Origin of the sequence: Pseudoalteromonas sp. MMG012 (assembly GCF_018100875.1) — a bacterium.
Taxonomy (GTDB): domain Bacteria; phylum Pseudomonadota; class Gammaproteobacteria; order Enterobacterales; family Alteromonadaceae; genus Pseudoalteromonas; species Pseudoalteromonas aurantia.
The window spans coordinates 50,862-69,447 of sequence record NZ_JAGJEF010000013.1 but is presented as its reverse complement, the minus strand read 5'-3'; the positions used below and the strand labels follow the sequence as shown (position 1 = coordinate 69,447).

Genomic DNA, 18,586 nt, shown 5'->3' with positions numbered 1-18,586 from the left:
TCTGCATTTTTAACGTAAGAGGTTCGCTAATGCTTTATCTAAGTGATTAAATCTAAATGAAAACTGACTATCAAGTAATTTTTTTGGTATAACAGTTTGTCCATAAATCAGTAAATCAGCCATTTCCCCGAATAGTAGCCGTAATACAATCTTAGGCATTGGCAACACCGCAGGTCGCGACAGTGTACTGGCTAATATTTTTGTGAATTCTTGGTTACTGACAGGATTGGGAGCCGTTGCATTAAAAGTACCAGACAGGTGTTGGTTATTAATTAAATGTAATATGATGTTCACCATGTCATCAATGTGGATCCAAGACATCATTTGTTGGCCATCGGCCATTTTTCCACCCAGACACAGCTTAAAGGCGGGTAACATCTTTGTAAGTGCCCCAGCATCTTGGCTCAATACAATTCCAGTACGCAACACACACACACGCGTGTTTCTTGACTCTGCACGACGAGCGGTTTGTTCCCATTCGTTACATAAGTGATGACTAAACTCTGGGTTGTAATCGTTGAACGTTTCATCAATCGTTATTTGGCTATTTTGTCTGCCATAGAAACCAATCGCACTGCCAGATATGAATGTATGAGGTGGGGTGGTGGCCTGCGTTATTTTAGTGACTAACTGCTGCGTTATATTGATACGACTTTCAGTAATGAGGTGTTTTTGTTTGTCGGACCATCGTTTATCAGCGATTGGCTCGCCAGCTAGGTTAACCACAACGTCGATTGTGTCAAAGTTTATTGTCTCCAATGTTGAAATGCAGGTTACTTTACGACCAAGTAGCGCTTGCGCGTTATCAACGTTACGGGAGAGGGCCGTCACTTTAAACTGCTGTGCTAAAAATCCACATAACTGCCTACCGATTAGCCCTGTTGCGCCTGTAACGAGTATTCTCATTTTTAATTATCTCCGCTGAGAAAAGTATGCTGTGTATTTCAGTATACGAGATGATTGTACTATCGATCACCTTTCGCTCTATGCTGCTACAACTTTGGGATGGAATGATTTAGAATTAACAAAAAATTGTTAAGGAAATTCTGTGTCTTCTCTGTCAGGCCTAAACAAAAGTCTCGTTATTTTAGCGTCGTTATTTGTTGTACTTGCTGGTATTAAATTAGCGAGTGATATCGTGATCCCTTTTATTTTAGCTGCTTTTATCGCGATCATTTGTAATCCATTACTGAAGTTTTTTGCGCGTTTTCATATCCCAAAAGGGATCGCTATTGTATTGGTCATTTGCCTTATTACTGCAATTGGGATGAGCTTAGCAGGACTTGTTGGCCAATCTCTTACTGATTTTTCAAAGCAATTACCACAATATCGAGAGGAGTTACAAAATAAGTTTATTTGGACTGTGAATATTGCCGCACAATACAATATTTTGATAGATAAAAACCAACTTATTTCTTTATTCGACCCAGGTAAAATGATTGATATGGCCACTAATATGTTAACAGGCTTTGGTGGCGTTATGGCGAATGTGTTTTTAATCATATTGACGGTTGTGTTTATGTTGTTTGAGGCACCGATGTTAAGTAAAAAAGTGCACTTGGCGTTGGACGACCCGCAAATGAAAATGCAACAAATCGACCGATTCTTAGACTCAATCAATTCTTACTTGGCGATAAAAACAATGGTGTCGTTGGCCACTGGATTCTGCGCTGGTTTGTTGCTATGGGTATTAGGTGTAGATTACTTTGTACTGTGGGCGGTTGTGGCATTTCTTCTTAACTATATTCCTAATATTGGCTCAATGATTGCCGCTGTTCCAGCGGTGTTATTAGCATTGATCACATTGGGGCCAATTGTGGCTGGTATTGTCGCCGTTGGTTACATCATAATAAATACGGTAATGGGCAGTATCATTGAACCTAAATTTATGGGCCGTGGCCTTGGGTTGTCGACACTCGTGGTGTTCTTGTCGTTGATTTTTTGGGGCTGGTTATTGGGCACCGTCGGCATGTTATTGTCAGTGCCGTTAACAATGGTGGTTAAGATAGCCCTTGAAGCGACCGAAGAAGGGCAGTGGTTAGCAACCATGCTCGGAAACGCGGAGTAAAGTACAGTAATAGGCAAATTTAAATAAAAAATGTAAAGCCTTGAGGTGTTTAACCATGCAGGGCTTTACCTTTCAAAATAAAGGCAGTGTACCGATACGTGAGTGATAACCCATTGATGATGAGCTGTATTTTCTGATTTTTCCTCACATCAAATCATGTTAACTAAAAACATATCAAATAAAAGCATTTTAAATAAAAAGCGAACGTCTACACCTGTAAGCACGGCATACCTCGATAACGACAAAACGTAACCTCATTAAACCTTTTACCCTGATGAGTAAAATCAGGAAGCCGACGGTATCTGCTTTGTGCGCAACGACTGTTCAGTAAGTTTACTGCGCTGTGAGTTAGTTTGGTTGTACATAAATTTGAGCTTTTAAATAGTGATGATCTATATTAACACTCAAGCATAAAATCTATAGCATAAAATCTATTTGCTGCCTAACTCATAATGAGACATACTATTTCAACTCGAATAGAAAATGTCAATAGAATCAGATTTATCGAATGGACGAATTCAGTTTTGCACAGAAGCAGCGCCTAGCTTATATCGACTTTAAGCTTTATTTTACTGGAATGGTAACGCGCAGTGAAATAGTCAGTCATTTCGAATTAGGCCTTGCCGCAGCAACCAGAGATTTGAAGTTCTACAAAGACAATGCACCTGAGAATATGGCGTATGACAACGTAGAAAAGAAATACTTCATCACAACGCAATTCAAGCCCATATTTAAACATGATGTTCGCCGCACGCTCATTAAGTTAGCGAATAACATAAGCGATGGCTTTGATTCTATTGGTGATATTTCATTTCCTATAGAATCACCAAGCCCGTTAAACGTGCCTGATATTGATATTATCGCTAAGCTCTCACAAGCGATTATCAACCATAAGCCTATTAGCGTTATATACACCTCTTTAAGCAGTGGTTCGGGTGTAAGAGAACTTGTACCTCATTCAATCGTAGATAATGGTTTGCGTTGGCATGTAAGAGCTTTTGACCGTAAAACTAATAGCTTTCGAGACTTTGTTTTAACCCGCATTACCAAAGTTACAATTCAAGCACAGACACCATCCCCTGAAGAAGATAAGTTAGAAGATCATCAGTGGATGCGTATGGTGCCTTTACAAATTATTCCGCATCCAAATAACGTGAAGCATCCAACTGCCATTAAGCTCGATTTTGGCATGAAAAAAGGCATATTAGAAGTTAACGTGCGTGCCGCAATGGCTGGTTATTTATTAAGACGTTGGAACGTGGATTGTTCTGAAAGTGGCACGCTTTCAGGCCCAGAATACCAGCTCTATTTGCAAAACAGTCAAACATTATACGGTGCAGAAAATCTCGCAATTGCACCGGGCTATCAAGTAGAACAGCAAATATTAACGCAAGAATAAAAGTAAGAATTTTAAAGGACGAATTAAATGGCAACCGCTAAAAGCAAAAAGAGCAATACCGCAAACACCAATTTTGAAGAAACCCTATGGGACACCGCGAATAAACTGCGTGGCAGTGTTGAATCGTCTGAATATAAGCACGTGGTATTAAGCCTTATTTTCTTAAAATTTATCAGTGATAAGTTTGAAGATAAACGCCAAGCCTTAATTGATGGTGGTATGCAGGATTTTGTTGAGCAAGTTGAATTTTACATGCAAGACAACGTGTTTTACCTACCAGAGGAAGCCCGTTGGTCGTTTATTAAAAAGAACATGAAACAAGACGACATTGCAGTAAAAATTGATACCGCATTACACACGGTTGAAAAGAACAACCCGTCATTAAAAGGCGCATTGCCAGAAAACTACTTTAGCCGTTTAGGGCTTGTTACTAGTAAGCTTGCGTCACTTATCGATACCATTAATAACATCGACACCGCCGCCAGCGAGTGTGAAATGACCGAAGAAGACTTAGTCGGTCGTGTTTACGAATACTTCTTAGGTAAGTTTGCTTCAAGCGAAGGGAAAGGCGGGGGCGAATTCTATACGCCAAAATCAGTGGTTGCGTTAATTGCTGAAATGATAGAGCCCTTTAAAGGTAAAATTTACGATCCGTGTTGTGGCTCAGGCGGTATGTTTGTGCAGTCGTTAAAGTTTATCGACAGCCACAAAGGCAACCGTAAAGACATTTCAATTTACGGTCAAGAATACACCAACACCACCTATAAACTAGCCAAAATGAACTTAGCGGTGCGTGGTATTTCAGGTAATTTAGGAGAAGTCGCCGGAGACAGCTTTTTTAAAGACCAACACCCCGATTTAAAAGCCGATTTCATCATGGCAAACCCGCCGTTTAACCAAAAACAATGGCGTTCTGATAGCGAATTAGTAGACGATGGCCGCTGGGCGGGTTTTGACGTACCACCAACAGGTAATGCTAACTATGCGTGGATCATGCACATGATCTCAAAGCTCAGTGAAAATGGCACCGCAGGGTTTGTATTAGCCAATGGCTCAATGAGTTCAAATACCAGTGGCGAAGGGGCTATTCGCCAAAAAATCATCGAGCAAGATTTAGTTGATTGTATGATCGCCTTACCGGGGCAGCTTTTCTACACCACACAAATTCCTGTGTGTTTATGGTTTATCACCAAAAATAAAAAGGCAAGTAGCGAGGGAGATTCACTAGGTAAAAGGCGCAACCGCCAAGGTGAAACGCTATTTATTGATGCCCGTGAAATAGGGACTATGGTTAGCCGTGTACATAAAGAATTAACTACGGATGATATCGCTGATATAGCTCGCACTTATCATGCATGGCGCAACACCCCCGGTCATTCCGCACTTGATGCGGAATCTCTTGAACCATATAAAGATGTTGCAGGTTACAGTAAATCAGCATCACTTGAAGACATCAAAGCCAATGACTTTGTATTAACACCGGGCCGTTATGTGGGCGCTGCTGAAATTGAGGACGATGGCATTCCGTTTGAAGTAAAAATGAAAGAGCTAAGCCAAACCCTATATAGCCAGATGGAACAGGCAGAAGAGCTTGATAAAGCGATCCGCCAAAACTTGGAGGTGTTGGGTTATGGCATTTAATCTAACAACTTTATCTGAGTATGCGAAAGTTCAAGGTGGGTTTGCATATAAGAGCAAAGACTTCATTGAATACAGCGATAATAAAGTTTTAAAAATTAAAAATGTTCGGTTTGGTACTGTTAACTACGAAGATAGCGCATTTGTTTCAAACGAAATAGCTCAATCAACTAAGCTATGGGAGACTCAAGAAGGCGATATCCTTATTTCAATGACTGGCTCTGGGCCTAACGCACCTCAATCTTTAGTTGGCCGAGTAGCAAGAATTTGGGCTAATGAGCCTAAGGCATATATAAATCAACGAGTTGGTAGAATAAAACTAAAAGAAGAAGGTAAAGTTCATTCTGATTTTTTATTCTATCTTTTGTCTTTGCCTCAAAGCCAAGACTTCCTTGTGTCAAACTCGTCAGGGAGTGCAAATCAAGCAAATATTAGTGGCAAGATAATAGAGATGTTACCTTGTCCTGAAGTAACTTTTGAAGAAAGTGAATCGATTGCAAACATTGCACGATCTCTGGATGAAAAAATTATTTTAAACCGCCAAACAAACCAAACCCTTGAGCAAATGGCGCAAGCGTTATTTAAAAGCTGGTTTGTGGATTTTGATCCCGTTTTCGACAATGCCCTTGCTAGTGGTATGGCAGTAAACGATTTCCCAGAAGCCTTACAGAAAAAAGCACTTTTAAGGCAACAGCAACGCCAACAAGCACCATCAGCGGGTAAAGAGCAACAACAAAGTGCTAATGGAGAGCCTTCAGCCGATAAAAAAGGTGAAGCTAAAACACTACCCGAAGACATTCGTCAACTCTTCCCAAGTGAATTTGAACAGACGGATGAACCATCAATCGGCATCAACGGCTGGATACCTAATGGGTGGCATATTGAAGCGGTATCAAAAGCAATACAAGTAAATCCTAAAACTACTTTGCCTAAGCAAACTGTCGCAAAATTTGCTGACATGAAGGCAATTCCAACATCTGGCTATATGGTTGATGAAATCATTGAGAAAGAATACAAAGGTGGGGCTAAGTTCATCGCAAAGGATATACTTTTTGCTCGGATCACGCCTTGTTTACAAAATGGTAAAACGGCATTAGTAGACTTTTTATCAGACAATGAAGTTGGATTTGGCTCGACAGAGTTTATTGTACTAAGGCAAAAAGACAAAGTTAGTTATCCATTTGTTGCCTGCCTAGCGAGAGAGGGTGGTTTTAGATCTCATTGTATGCAAAGTATGGTTGGTTCATCTGGTCGTCAAAGAGTTCAAAACGCATGTTTCGATGACTATTACTTAGCATTACCAGATAAACAGGAATTATTAGAACAGTTTACTGAAATGACATCTGCTAACTTTTCAAAAATGATAGCAAACAAACTGGAGAGCCAATCTCTTACTAAGCTTAGAGACACATTATTACCAAAACTCATCTCAGGCGAACTAACCTTGCCTGTTGACAACAGCACAGCCTCGGCCGCGATAGAAGCATACCCATCATGAAAACCTATGACGACGAACAGCACCCCATTATGAGCCAGCTAAAAAGCTGGTTTAAACAAAAATCGGCTGATGAACTCAGCGAGATTATTCTCAATTATATTGGCGAGTCAACAGAAGAGCAAAGCCGTTGGCAGCTTGCCATGTTAAACGACCAAGGTGGGTTAAGCGGCGGTGAGATAAAAAAAATGATCACCAAAGCCTTGCCAAAAAAGCAGGTTTGGAGCTACAGCGAGGCAAGCGCCTATTTTCGGCATAGTGATGACATGTTTGCAGACATTTTTAATGCCATAGATACCTTACCTGTTGATAAACAGTGGCAACTTACCTTACATGCGCTGGTCAGACTCAATACCGTGTTAGAGCAAGTCGATGACTCAGGCGGTTACCGTTTTGATTTAGAAGGCGAATTAAATCAACGATTAAGTACCTTGTTTAACCAACAAACTTGGTCTGACGATGACAAGGCACAATGGATTTTTGACCATTATAAAGACTATAAATACGATGTGTTTCCGAGCGTACCCGAGGACTTTAACTTAACTGCTCCGGTAAAACAGATTTTTGTTGGCTTATGTAAAACAGCTGCACAACAACGTCAGCAACAAGGCGTTGATTTAAGCAACTGGCAGCAAAAATCTAAATATGCTCGTTTGGTTAAACCGCTCATAGCGCAAGCGCAACAAAATAATGATTGGCAGCAACAATGCACTTTGATGGCAATGACCGCTTACGATGAAAGAGATTTTATTAACATCAGCCAGCTTTGTTTAGATAATAAAGGTGTTGATCAAGGTGAACTCTTAGATGCGGAATATTGGCTACAAAAAGCCTATCACGCGGCAAAAAATGACCGGGAAAAAATCAGTTGTCAACAATTTGAAGTTGAGTTGCGCCTTGCTTTAAAAGACTATGGTCAAGCGTGGCAGTTGGCGTGGCAACTATTTAAGCAACGCCCTAGCTTTTCAGGTTACAAAGGGTTAATAGCACTGGAGAGAAAAATAGGGGTAATTGATGCAACATTTAAAGATAAAGCCGAGCATATTTTTACCCACTGTTACACTGAAAATAGCTATGGAGGCATTGCCAGAGAGGCAGATGCGTTATTAAGCTTTTATATGTATCATCAAGAGTTAACCAATGCTCGTTTATGGGTAAAGTCACATAAAGCAGAGTTTGCTAAATTGCTTAAATTAGCGGATTTAATTGTTGCTGAACACCCACAAGAAGCCATCGATTTATATGCGCGTGTTGTACTACCAACAATAAGCCAAGGTAACAATCAAGCATATCAACACGCCACCGATTTACTGCTGACGCTAGAGAAAAACCTTCAAGGTGATCATCTTGAGCAACTACACCTGATGATCCGTCACGTTATCAAACAACACAAAGCAAAACGTAATATGATGAAGCTTTTAAAAGCACATTATTCAGTATGCTTTTAGAGTCAGTGACCAATCAAATACAGCGATAAAAGTACGCTCAAAAGCGCCAAAATAGAACAATAATAATAGGGAAATATTATGAAGTTTACAGAAGCTCAATTAGAAGCAGCCATTATAGAGTTACTGGGTGATCAAGGCTACGTGTATACCTCTGGTTCAGACTTTTCTATGGCTGACGGCACACGAGAACCAGAGCAGGTATTAATAAAAGAAGACTTACGCGCATATCTGGCAAATCGTTATGCTGCTGATGACATTACCCCGGGTGAAATTGATAGCATTATCTTACAGCTTGAAACCTTACCGGTAGGTGACTTATATGAAAGTAATAAAACCTTTTGTAAGTGGTTAAGTGATGGCTTTTTATTAAAACGTGAAGCAGGTAATAAGCCAGGTGAAGCGTCTAAAAAAGATTTATATATTCAGCTAATTGACTATGACCAAATAAAGAAGGCAGAAGTCGCGGTTGCTCAAGCGTCACATGAAGCGTTACCTAGGGTAGCAGAGTCAAGCATCACTTATGCTGCTGCAACACAGCACAACATTTTTAAAATCGTTAATCAGCTAGAGATTGACAGCCCATCAGCAGATAACGGCATGCGTATTCCTGATGGTATTATATATATCAATGGTTTGCCTGTTGTTGTGTTTGAATTTAAGAGCGCGATTCGTGAAGAACAAGCCACATTACATGATGCCTATGTGCAATTAACCACTCGTTATCGCCGTGATATTCCCCAGTTATTTGTTTTCAATGCACTGTGCGTGATTAGTGATGGGGTAAATAATAAAATGGGCAATGTATTTGCACCTTATGATTTTTACTATGCATGGCGAAAAGTGACGGGAGATGAATCAATAGAGCAAGACGGTATTAATGGCTTGCATACTATGTTGCAAGGCTTGTTTGATAAAGAACGTTTATGTGATGTTATTCGACACTTTATTTACTTTCCGGATAAATCTAAAGATGAAGTAAAAATAGTGTGCCGTTACCCACAATATTACGCTGCTAAAAAGCTTTTTGAGAATATTAAGAAAGAGCGAAAGTTACTAACTGCTGGCGGCAATGTAGAAGGGGGCAGTGGTAAAGGCGGTACGTATTTTGGTGCCACTGGCTGTGGTAAAAGCTTTACCATGCAGTTTTTATCACGGCTTTTGATGAAAAGCGTTGAATTTGAAAGCCCGACCCTCGTATTAATCACCGACAGAACAGATTTAGACGACCAGTTATCTAAACAATTCTCCAACGCTAAAAGCTATATTGGCGATGATCATATTGTGAGTGTTGAAAGCCGCGAACAACTAAGAACACTCCTTAAAGGCCGGCAAAGTGGCGGTGTATTTTTAACGACCATTCATAAATTTACCGAAGACATTGAAGTACTCACAGAGCGTACCAACGTTATTTGTATTTCTGATGAGGCACATCGTAGCCAAGTAAACTTAGATCAAAAGGTGGTGATTACTGATAAAGGCCCTAATGCCGGAGTGAGGCGCACATACGGTTTTGCAAAGTATTTACATGACTCATTACCTAATGCGACCTTTGTTGGTTTTACCGGCACACCTATTGATGCCACGTTAGATGTTTTTGGTGAGGTAATAGATGCGTATACCATGTCAGAGTCGGTGAAAGATGAAATAACGGTGCGTATTGTTTATGAAGGCCGTGCGGCAAAAGTATTGCTTAATAATGCCAAGTTAGAAGAGATAGAAGCGTATTACAAGCAATGTGAAGACTCTGGTAGCAATGAACATCAGGTAGAAGAAAGCAAAAAAGCCACTTCGAGCATGAACTCGATTTTGGGCGATCCTGATCGCATACGCACGCTAGCTAAAGATTTTGTTGAACACTACGAAGCACGCATCACTGAAGGCTCTACGATAAAAGGTAAGGCCATGTTTGTTAGTAGTTCACGTGAGATTGCTTACCTGTTTTATCAGGAGCTGGAAGCGTTACGCCCTGAGTGGTTTGAAATACGGGAGTGCGAAAAAGGCTCTACGTTAAGCGAACAAGAGAAGAAGAAAATCAAACCGATGGAGCGTGTCAAAATGGTTATGACACGTGGTAAAGATGATCCAGTAGCCCTGTATAACTTACTAGGCACCAAAGAGTACCGTAAAGAGTTAGACCGTCAGTTTAAGAATGATAAATCTAACTTTAAAATCGCCATTGTCGTTGATATGTGGCTTACTGGTTTTGACGTTCCATTCCTTGATACGATTTACATTGATAAACCACTGCAAAAACATAATCTTATTCAAACTATTTCACGTGTTAACCGTAAGTTTGCGGGTAAGCATAAAGGTTTAGTGGTTGATTACATCGGTATTAAAACGGCGATGAATAAAGCGTTAGCGCAGTTCTCAAAGTCAGAAGAAACGAACTTTGAAGATATTAATCAGTCGGTTATTGCGGTTAAAGATCATTTAGATTTACTCAATCGAATTTTCCATCAGTTTGACTCTTTTCCATATTTCACTGGCGAGCCAGTGGCACAGTTAAATTGCTTAAATTCTGCGGCTGAATTTGTACTCTCTATTGGCAAACTTGAGAAACGCTTTATGGCATTAGTTAAGCGTTTAAAAGCCGCTTATGATGTGTGTTGTGGCAGTGAGAAGCTTTCAGAAAAAGAGCGGGATTATATTCACTTTTATTTAGCTGTTCGTTCAATTATTTATAAGTTAACCAAAGGCGATGCGCCTGATACTACTCAGATGAACGCTAAAGTGCGTGAGATGATTGCAGAGGCGCTTAAAAGTGAGGGGGTAGAGGAAATATTCAAACTTGGCAACGACGATGGTGAGATTGATATTTTTGATGAAGACTATCTTGCCAAAATTGGCAAAATAAAGCTGCCCAATACCAAAATAATGCTACTGCAAAAAATGCTAGCTAAAGCCATTGGTGAAATGAAAAAGGTTAATCTTGCTCAGGGAGTAGATTTCACCAAACGGTTTAAGGCGTTAGTTGAAAAGTACAATGAGCGTAAAGAAGAAGATGTATTGCTCAGTGAAGTATTAGAAGACTTTTCTGATGAAATTATCAATATGTTTACCGACCTTAAAACTGAGATGGACTCTAACGATGGCCTAGGTATTAGCTTTGAAGAAAAAGCATTTTACGACATTCTAAAATCGTTGGCTGTTAAGTATGACTTTACTTACCCTGATGATAAATTAATTGAATTGTCGCAAGCTGTAAAAGAGGTTGTTGATGATAAAGCCAAATACACCGATTGGAATAACCGTGATGATATTAAGGCTGAGTTAAAAGTTGATTTGATCATGCTACTCCATAGGTTTGGCTACCCGCCGGTTAGTCGAGACGAAGTGTATAAAGAGATTTTTGCACAGGCTGAAAATTTTAAGAAAAATAGAGTTTAACGAAACTTATCTTATTTGTAATAAAAAATAGAATAATTTTGGAGTAAAAATGGATGTTCAACCAGACAATCAGAGCGTAGACAAGCTGTTTAGCGGCACGGTTTACCATATAGATTTTTATCAAAGAGATTATAAATGGACAGAAGTGCCTGTACGGAGGTTGCTCGCTGATTTATTCTTTCCTTTTAATAAAGCTTATGATGAAAATATAACGTTAGACCCATCAAAAGAAACCATCGTTGCTAAGTACCCTTGGTATTATTTAAATACTTACGTAACAAATACGATTGAAGGCCGAGTTTTCGTGGTTGATGGCCAACAACGATTAACAACATTAACTCTATTACTTATAAAACTAAAGCATTTAGCTCAGCGTTTTGAGTCGAAAACTGAACATTGGATCAGTCAAAAAATACTCGGATATTCAGGAATGGATAAAGAATTTTGGATGAACCATATAAAGCATTTAAAAACATTAGAGAGCTTATTTGAAGACGATAGTGACTTAAAAAATATTCCTCAAGATTCTGGTATAACCTCCCAAAATATGGTGAACAATTACCGCGCAATAAGTATCTATTTAGATAAAAGAATTACTGATCAACATAAGTTTGAAAGCTTTGTATTTTTTTACATGTTACGCTTAGTAATCATTAATTTGTCCGTTGAACAAACAGATGTACCTATGGTTTTTGAAGTAATAAATGATAGAGGTGTTAAATTAAAACCTTATGAAATTCTTAAAGGGAAACTTTTAGGGCAAATAGATAAAATTGAACTAGAGAAAAATGATTTTAATGGTTTATGGGAAAACCAAGTTAATCAAGTAAACTCATTTTCTGAAGATGAGATAGATAATTTCTTTAGATATTATTTGAAGTCAAAATACACAAAAACTCGTGCAGAGGGGCAGAAATTTGATGGTGATTATCACCGAGAAATGTTTTCTAATGCTATGAATGATGAACTTAAGCTTGAGCATAACCCTGCTGAAGTTAAAGATTTCTTAAGTAATAAATTTAGATATTTTACTAGTTTGTATTCAAAAGTTTGGCAAGCAAGTATTAGCTATGATCGAGACATGCCAGAGGTATTTCATAACAAACTAAATGAATTAGATACTCAATTTCACCTAATTTTAGCCGCTTGTAAAGTTGATGACCCTCAAGAACATTTGAAAATACGAAAAGTAGCGAACGAACTTGACCGGTTATTCACATTGGCTCAATTGCAAGGAGGATACGATAGCAACCGCTTCGCTGCTGAAATAGCAATTATCGCAAGCAAACTCATTGAGGCTGATATTGTAAACTATAGAGATATTTTTGATAGCTCATTAATCAAACTTTTAAGCGAGCAGAGAGAGGATGATGTATCTGAACCTTTCAGGTATGCCTTCTTTAAAAATGCTTCTGTTGCAAGTTTAAACAAGCGATTTACGCGATACTTCTTTGCACGTGTTGAAAACTTCGTTGCGGACATTATGAAGCAGGAAATGAGGCATGGATTGGGGGATTTAGTACGTAAAACAGGGCCCGTAAATGGTTTCCATGTAGAACATATTATCTCAAGAAATGATGAGAATTTAGAGCTATTCAATAACGATGACGAATTGTTTGAGCTAGAGCGTAACCGTTTAGGTGGCATTTTATTGCTAAAAGGTCGGGATAATATCTCTAGTAATAATGAAGTGTTCGAACAAAAACTTAAAACTTATGCAAACAGCTTATATTGGAACGAAACATTAAGAGCCGATTGTTATAAAAGTAAGCTAGATTTTACTGGTTATATAGCAAAACAAAAGCTGGATTTTAGTCATTATGAAGAGTTTGGCCCAGAGCAATTAGAGGCACGACATCAATTATTGTTTGCAATAACAAAAATTATTTGGGGTTAAAAACGGAAAATAGCAAAATTTCATATAGGTAATTACATTTATGGAGTAAAGGAATGAAGGTTTTAAAACCAAAGAAACAAGGGGATTTAGATGGTGCATGTGGTTTTTATTTTGTAGCTAATGCGGTGACCTATTAACTGAGATTGATCCTGATATAACCTTCAGGTGCTTAATTGAGAGCATGTTACAAGATAAAGAATCAATGTGTTTTATTGATGGGGTGGAGCGAGGAACATTAAAAGATATTATCTCCCGTACCTTCAAGAAGCTAAATAGCGATGAGCTGAGTTAGTTGATGAATATACTGGGGAGAGTTCCTCAGCTTTGGGTAAGCGAATTTGCCCAATAAAGCTATTTTTCTCACTCTCAGCGTTGCTTTCATTTGTAATAGCCCGCTATTACTGCATAAAAGCGCCTTGATACTGAACAAAATATCATCATTGGATTGTACGTAAGTGTGTTTTTAAAACATTTTCTGTTCCAAAACCCTTATCCAAACCTAAGATTAATTAGTCAGTGTCTTTAACCGCGTTTCAATCACAAAGTTAATCGGTGCGTGCAGTTTAAAGCGCACGAGTATATTGAAAAGTATCCTTCGAAAACCACTCGCTGTTAAGATTAGAAGGGGAGTTTGAGATCTTCAATGTGCCTTTGTAACATGCGAATTTTACATTTTTTATAGATGATGGCAGCCTTAGTCGCGTTAGGCATTTGATGTAAATATCGCCAGCGACAGCTGTCTTCAATATATTTGTCTTGCCTGATAAAGCTACGTTCTACAATAGGTAGTAATTGAGAGTTGCCAGTATCTTGTTCGATTAAATTCATGTCTAGTCTAAGTTTGGTGATCCAGGTTTTTCTGGTGCGCTCTAGGTTGGCAATGTTCCCATCTAAACAAATAATATAATTTTTTGCGCGTGACGGATGCGTATCAGCCAATGGCTCACAGTCTTTTAAAATATCGATATTCGCATTGACTGATGCTGAACAAAATAGCAGTGAAAAATAAAAGACGTTTTTAGTTTTTTTCATAATTAAACTCAATCGAAAACCTAGCTCCACCAAGTGGTGAGTTATCTATATGTATATGCCCATGGTATGCGTTCACTAAGTCGGATACAATGGCCATTCCGACACCATGTCCAGCCTCATATGTGTCTAATCTCGCACCGCGTTTTAATAGTTCAGACCGTTGATGGTCGGGTATTCCAGGGCCGTCGTCAGATACTTCAATACATATCCCTTTATTATTCAATGCACGTAGGTTTATTTCAACTGTGTGTTGGCAAGCTTTACAAGCGTTATCAATAATATTGCCTAGCATTTCCATTAAGTCTGTTTTATCGCCTAAGAAAGCAAGATCCGGGCTACATTGACAATGGAAGTCAATATTTTTGTCGTGATATACCTTACGCATTGCATTCAATATAGATTTTAGCACAGGTTCTACAACTGTTTGCTTTTTCCAAGTATCTGAAGCGCCTGTCGCAGCCCGTTTTAATTGGTGCTCTATCATTGCATTTATTCTATCGAGCTGCTCTTGTGCGTCTTCATCTGATGCCATCGGGCTAGATTTCAATACTGCTAAGGGGGTTTTTAAAGCGTGGGCTAAGTCACTTAAGGATGATCTATAACGCTCTTTTTGGCGGCGTTGAGAATCAAGTAATAAATTCAGGTCAGCCTTAATTGTTTGTAGTTCAACAGGGTAGAGGCCACTGATTTTATCTCTTTCACCGGCTTCCACTTCTTTAATTTCTTTATCAAGCCGTTGCAAAGGTCTGGCATTCCAAATAAAGCCCACAGCCATGAGCGCTGCAATAAGTACCCCCATGACTAACATCCAATTTACAAGCGTATTGCGAAACCCCGACATTTGTTCCACGAGTGCATCGTTGCGTTTTAATAAAATAAACCGTGCATGTTGAGATTGCTCTGCGTTACCTAAAATAACAGTTAAGCTTAATTGCCAGTACTTTGCTTGATTGTATTTCACTAACTCAAATTCAGCTGCGCCAGCTTCTCCGTTTACAAACTCGGGTGTGACAGACAGGTTAACCGCTGACTCCGAATACCAAACAAGCGTTTGATCTTGATAAACCATTGCAAAGGTATCTGAATTTAACCGGTTTAGCTCAGGTGCCAAAATGGTTCGAGGCATTTCAATGCCATCAGTGACAAATTCGACTTCAGATATTAGGGAGTATAAATGCGCTTCTAAGGTTTTCTCTGTTGCTTCAACTAAAGAGGCATGATAGGCACGGCCAATGGAGAAAAACAAGGCCGGAAGTGCAACAATAAGCACAAAGACAAGAATGAATCCTTGTCTTATTTTTAAAGAGATTTGTGCAGCGTTTACCACTGGTTTTTAAACCTGTAGCCTCTTCCTCGCAATGTTTCGACAGGATTAAGCGTACCATCGGGATCGAGCTTTTTCCGCAATCGTAAAACAAAGACTTCAATGACGTTTGAGTCTAAATCAAAATCTTGATCATAAATATGTTCTGTAAGTTCTGATTTTGATATCACTTTTTGGGGGTTAACCATTAAATACTCGAGTACTTTATACTCATAAGCTGTTAATGAGAGTTCTCTTTCGTTAACCCATACCTGCTGAGAACGGGTATGAATTTTTATTGGCCCAATACTGATTTCGGGATTTGCTTGACCTGCACTTCTACGAATTAAGGCATTACAGCGAGCGATGAGTTCTTCTAAATGAAACGGTTTGGTTAAGTAATCATCTGCACCAGCATCAAGTCCTTCAACTTTATCTTGCCAACGATCTCGCGCGGTGAGTATTAGAATAGGAATGTCTATTCCAGCAGCTCTGGCTTGACGAATAATTTCGATACCATTTAATTTCGGAAGCCCCAAATCGATAACCGCCATATCTAACGGATATTCTTTCAGATGAAACAAACCAGACTCACCATCATGGCATAAATCGATACTGTATTTTTCTTTCTCAAGTGCGCTACGCAGGTTTTCGGCCAGTTGAATATCATCTTCAATTACTAAAATTCGCATTTCTAATCCTTTTTGACCTCTCCAGTCACTTTATTAACTTTGAGATCTACAATACGACCGTTGCTTTGCAATATACGTACGATGAAATAGTCACCTTGCTCGGTTATTTTCAAGGTTCTACCAGAAAAATCTGTTAAGGCAAGTTCGACAGCCTGTTTTTTGGTTATTGTCTGCTTTTCAGCACTTGAGGCGTTACTTGACAGTAACAACAACCCAGAAAGAAACAGACAAACTATCAATCGCATTTTACAAAGCTCCACGATCTTAAAGTTACTAAACAAGAGTATGTAAGATTAGAACACAGGTGATTAACCTTTCCTGAACTTACATCAGATTAAAATACTTTTTTAAATGGTTTTACGATACTACCAGCGTAAACACCCGCGTGAATATAAGGGTCATCATCAGCCCAAGCTTGTGCTTGTGCTAATGAATCGAATTCAGCGATGATCAATGAGCCTGTAAAACCCGCACTTCCAGGATCATTCGAATCAATCGCCGGCAATGGGCCCGCCGCAACAACACGACCTTGTTCTTGTAGCTCGGTAATGCGCGCTATATGCGCGGGTCGGGCAGCTAAGCGCTTTTCTAAAGAGTTTTCTACGTCTGTAGAATGGATCATATATAACATAGCTATGCTAATCAGTAAGATAAATTTTCCATATAGTAGTCTGATTTGCACTAGCTTGTAAACGATGATCAGATTTGTCTGGGCCTTTAACGTTAAAAACTTGAAAATAGGCCGTGAAGGCTGGTAGAGTCGCTCGGATATTTTAAAATAATAATAAGGTTGTCTGCATGAGTGCAAATCGTGAGCATTTTAGCTCCCGACTAGGTTTCATCTTAGCTGCAGCAGGTTCTGCTGTCGGGATTGGTAACTTAGTTGGCTTCCCAGTATCTGCTACTAAAAATGGTGGTGGTGCATTTTTACTCGTTTATGCTTTGTTCGTCGCTTTTATTTGTTTGCCCGTTATGATGGCTGAAATGGCCATGGGCCGAAAAGCACAAAAAGACCCATACGGTGCGTATAAAAGGCTCTCTGGCAGTGACAAAAAGTGGTCGTTTGCAGGCATGTTAGCGGTTTTAACGCCTTTTATGATCGCTGTATTTTATATGGTTATCACCGTTTGGATTTTTGGATACTTAGCACAGACAGCCATGGGGAACCTAGATGCATTAGCGGATCCGGCGCACTTTGGTGAGTTTATTAATCAATCTAGTGTTTTTTGGTATATGTTGCTGGTTGGTATTATCGTTAATTTAATTTTAGTGGGGGGCGTAAAGCAAGGGATTGAAAAAGCGGCTAAGTTTTTGATGCCTGCGTTGTTTGTGCTATTGATAGGGCTTGTTGCCTATGTGCTAACATTAGATAATGCGATGGCTGGTGTGCGCTATTATGTGATTCCCGACTTTTCTAAAATGAATGCCAGTGTATTAAATGGTGCGTTATCTCAGGCGTTCTTTTCATTGTCTTTGGGGATGGGTATTTTAATGACTTATGCCTCTTATATTTCTAAAAAGGAAGATATTGTTGGTGGTGCAAAGATGGTTGCGCTTACTGATTCTTTGGTCGCATTTATAGCGGGTCTTATGGTGTTACCAGCCATATTTAGCTTCAACCCAGCAACCAACCCTGATGAATTATCTGAATCGTCAGTATCAATGATTTTTGTATACTTACCTAAAATCCTACTTGCCATTCAATCAGATATTGGATACACCGGCGCTTCGATTGTGGCTTTTGTGTTTTTCTTGTTGGTATTTTTTGCGGCAATCACGTCTTTGGTCTCTATTATTGAAGTGCCGACCGCAGCGTTAATGGAAGAGAAGAATGTGAGTCGTAAGGCTGCATTAATCATACTTGCAGGTGCAACGGGTATATTGACGATACTCTCAACGATGTCATTTGGTATGGTTGATTGGTTAACCCAATTTATAAATTATGGTGGTGCAAGTAAGAGCTTATTTGATCTGGTATATGATGTTTTTTACGATACGATCTTGCCTCTCAATGGCTTAATGGTGTGTTTATTTGTGATATATCGTTGGAAGAAAGTACGTTTATCTGAAGAGTTATCTCAAGGCTGTGAAGGATATGAAGGGAGCTTTACTGAGAAATACGTGAACTTTTCACTATCGACGTTCATTCCAGTTGTGTTACTGATCATCTTTGTGAATACCGTTGCAACGAAGTTTTTCGCAGTGAGCTTGTTTGGCTTTTAAT

General features: G+C 39.2%; 14 protein-coding genes. 8 read left to right on the top strand and 6 right to left on the bottom strand.

Annotated features, from left to right (window positions below):
- Nucleotides 1–9: 9 nt before the first annotated feature.
- The gene (locus J8L97_RS06850; protein WP_211048354.1) at nt 10–906 is read right to left on the bottom strand and encodes a TIGR01777 family oxidoreductase; all 897 of its coding nucleotides are present in this window, start codon (nt 904–906) and stop codon (nt 10–12) included.
- Between the two features lie 142 nt (nt 907–1,048).
- Between J8L97_RS06850 and J8L97_RS06845 the strand changes: the two genes are divergently transcribed.
- From J8L97_RS06845 to J8L97_RS06815, 7 genes are all read left to right on the top strand, one after another.
- Entirely contained in the window at nt 1,049–2,068 is a 1,020-nt protein-coding gene (locus J8L97_RS06845; protein ID WP_192507644.1) for an AI-2E family transporter, read from the top strand.
- A gap of 508 nt (nt 2,069–2,576) precedes the next feature.
- On the top strand, nt 2,577–3,467 hold the full coding sequence (locus J8L97_RS06840; RefSeq protein WP_211048353.1) for a WYL domain-containing protein: 891 nt from the start codon (nt 2,577–2,579) through the stop codon (nt 3,465–3,467).
- A gap of 27 nt (nt 3,468–3,494) precedes the next feature.
- Nucleotides 3,495–5,108 carry a class I SAM-dependent DNA methyltransferase gene (locus J8L97_RS06835; protein ID WP_211048352.1) on the top strand — a complete coding sequence of 538 codons (1,614 nt, stop codon included), beginning with the start codon at nt 3,495–3,497 and terminating at the stop codon, nt 5,106–5,108.
- Nucleotides 5,098–6,603, top strand: a complete 1,506-nt coding sequence (locus J8L97_RS06830; RefSeq protein WP_211048351.1) for a restriction endonuclease subunit S — start codon at nt 5,098–5,100, stop codon at nt 6,601–6,603. Before J8L97_RS06835 ends, J8L97_RS06830 begins: the two co-directional genes overlap by 11 nt.
- Complete coding sequence (locus J8L97_RS06825) at nt 6,600–8,048, top strand: hypothetical protein (protein WP_211048350.1); 1,449 nt, start codon at nt 6,600–6,602, stop codon at nt 8,046–8,048. Before J8L97_RS06830 ends, J8L97_RS06825 begins: the two co-directional genes overlap by 4 nt.
- 78 nt (nt 8,049–8,126) lie before the next feature.
- Nucleotides 8,127–11,438 (top strand): type I restriction endonuclease subunit R, encoded by a 3,312-nt coding sequence (locus J8L97_RS06820; protein ID WP_211048349.1) that lies wholly within the window; start codon nt 8,127–8,129, stop codon nt 11,436–11,438.
- 49 nt (nt 11,439–11,487) lie between these two features.
- Nucleotides 11,488–13,335: a DUF262 domain-containing protein gene (locus tag J8L97_RS06815; protein WP_211048348.1), complete on the top strand. Its 1,848-nt coding sequence runs from the start codon at nt 11,488–11,490 to the stop codon at nt 13,333–13,335.
- A gap of 618 nt (nt 13,336–13,953) precedes the next feature.
- Here the strand turns inward: J8L97_RS06815 and J8L97_RS06810 are convergent.
- The 5 genes from J8L97_RS06810 to J8L97_RS06790 all read right to left on the bottom strand — a co-directional run bounded on the left by J8L97_RS06810 (nt 13,954) and on the right by J8L97_RS06790 (nt 16,993).
- On the bottom strand, nt 13,954–14,367 hold the full coding sequence (locus J8L97_RS06810; RefSeq protein WP_211048347.1) for a hypothetical protein: 414 nt from the start codon (nt 14,365–14,367) through the stop codon (nt 13,954–13,956).
- On the bottom strand, nt 14,354–15,694 hold the full coding sequence (locus J8L97_RS06805; protein ID WP_211048346.1) for an ATP-binding protein: 1,341 nt from the start codon (nt 15,692–15,694) through the stop codon (nt 14,354–14,356). Before J8L97_RS06805 ends, J8L97_RS06810 begins: the two co-directional genes overlap by 14 nt.
- Nucleotides 15,688–16,362 (bottom strand): response regulator transcription factor, encoded by a 675-nt coding sequence (locus J8L97_RS06800; protein ID WP_192507638.1) that lies wholly within the window; start codon nt 16,360–16,362, stop codon nt 15,688–15,690. Before J8L97_RS06800 ends, J8L97_RS06805 begins: the two co-directional genes overlap by 7 nt.
- A gap of 2 nt (nt 16,363–16,364) precedes the next feature.
- On the bottom strand, nt 16,365–16,607 hold the full coding sequence (locus tag J8L97_RS06795) for a PepSY domain-containing protein (protein WP_211048345.1): 243 nt from the start codon (nt 16,605–16,607) through the stop codon (nt 16,365–16,367).
- 89 nt (nt 16,608–16,696) lie between these two features.
- A complete protein-coding gene (locus J8L97_RS06790; RefSeq protein ID WP_192507636.1) occupies nt 16,697–16,993 on the bottom strand; it encodes a YciI family protein in 297 nt (98 codons plus the stop codon).
- A gap of 167 nt (nt 16,994–17,160) precedes the next feature.
- Between J8L97_RS06790 and J8L97_RS06785 the strand changes: the two genes are divergently transcribed.
- Nucleotides 17,161–18,585 carry a sodium-dependent transporter gene (locus J8L97_RS06785; protein ID WP_211048344.1) on the top strand — a complete coding sequence of 475 codons (1,425 nt, stop codon included), beginning with the start codon at nt 17,161–17,163 and terminating at the stop codon, nt 18,583–18,585.
- The last annotated feature ends 1 nt before the right edge of the window (nt 18,586 follow it).

What these genes read in the sequence shown, in the direction of transcription:
- J8L97_RS06850 (WP_211048354.1), bottom strand. Translation starts at nt 906, where the DNA reads ATGAGAATACTCGTTACAGGCGCAACAGGGCTAATCGGTAGGCAGTTA.
- J8L97_RS06840 (WP_211048353.1), top strand. Translation starts at nt 2,577, where the DNA reads ATGGACGAATTCAGTTTTGCACAGAAGCAGCGCCTAGCTTATATCGAC.
- J8L97_RS06835 (WP_211048352.1), top strand. Translation starts at nt 3,495, where the DNA reads ATGGCAACCGCTAAAAGCAAAAAGAGCAATACCGCAAACACCAATTTT.
- J8L97_RS06830 (WP_211048351.1), top strand. Translation starts at nt 5,098, where the DNA reads ATGGCATTTAATCTAACAACTTTATCTGAGTATGCGAAAGTTCAAGGT.
- J8L97_RS06825 (WP_211048350.1), top strand. Translation starts at nt 6,600, where the DNA reads ATGAAAACCTATGACGACGAACAGCACCCCATTATGAGCCAGCTAAAA.
- J8L97_RS06820 (WP_211048349.1), top strand. Translation starts at nt 8,127, where the DNA reads ATGAAGTTTACAGAAGCTCAATTAGAAGCAGCCATTATAGAGTTACTG.
- J8L97_RS06815 (WP_211048348.1), top strand. Translation starts at nt 11,488, where the DNA reads ATGGATGTTCAACCAGACAATCAGAGCGTAGACAAGCTGTTTAGCGGC.
- J8L97_RS06810 (WP_211048347.1), bottom strand. Translation starts at nt 14,367, where the DNA reads ATGAAAAAAACTAAAAACGTCTTTTATTTTTCACTGCTATTTTGTTCA.
- J8L97_RS06800 (WP_192507638.1), bottom strand. Translation starts at nt 16,362, where the DNA reads ATGCGAATTTTAGTAATTGAAGATGATATTCAACTGGCCGAAAACCTG.
- J8L97_RS06795 (WP_211048345.1), bottom strand. Translation starts at nt 16,607, where the DNA reads ATGCGATTGATAGTTTGTCTGTTTCTTTCTGGGTTGTTGTTACTGTCA.
- J8L97_RS06790 (WP_192507636.1), bottom strand. Translation starts at nt 16,993, where the DNA reads ATGTTATATATGATCCATTCTACAGACGTAGAAAACTCTTTAGAAAAG.
- J8L97_RS06785 (WP_211048344.1), top strand. Translation starts at nt 17,161, where the DNA reads ATGAGTGCAAATCGTGAGCATTTTAGCTCCCGACTAGGTTTCATCTTA.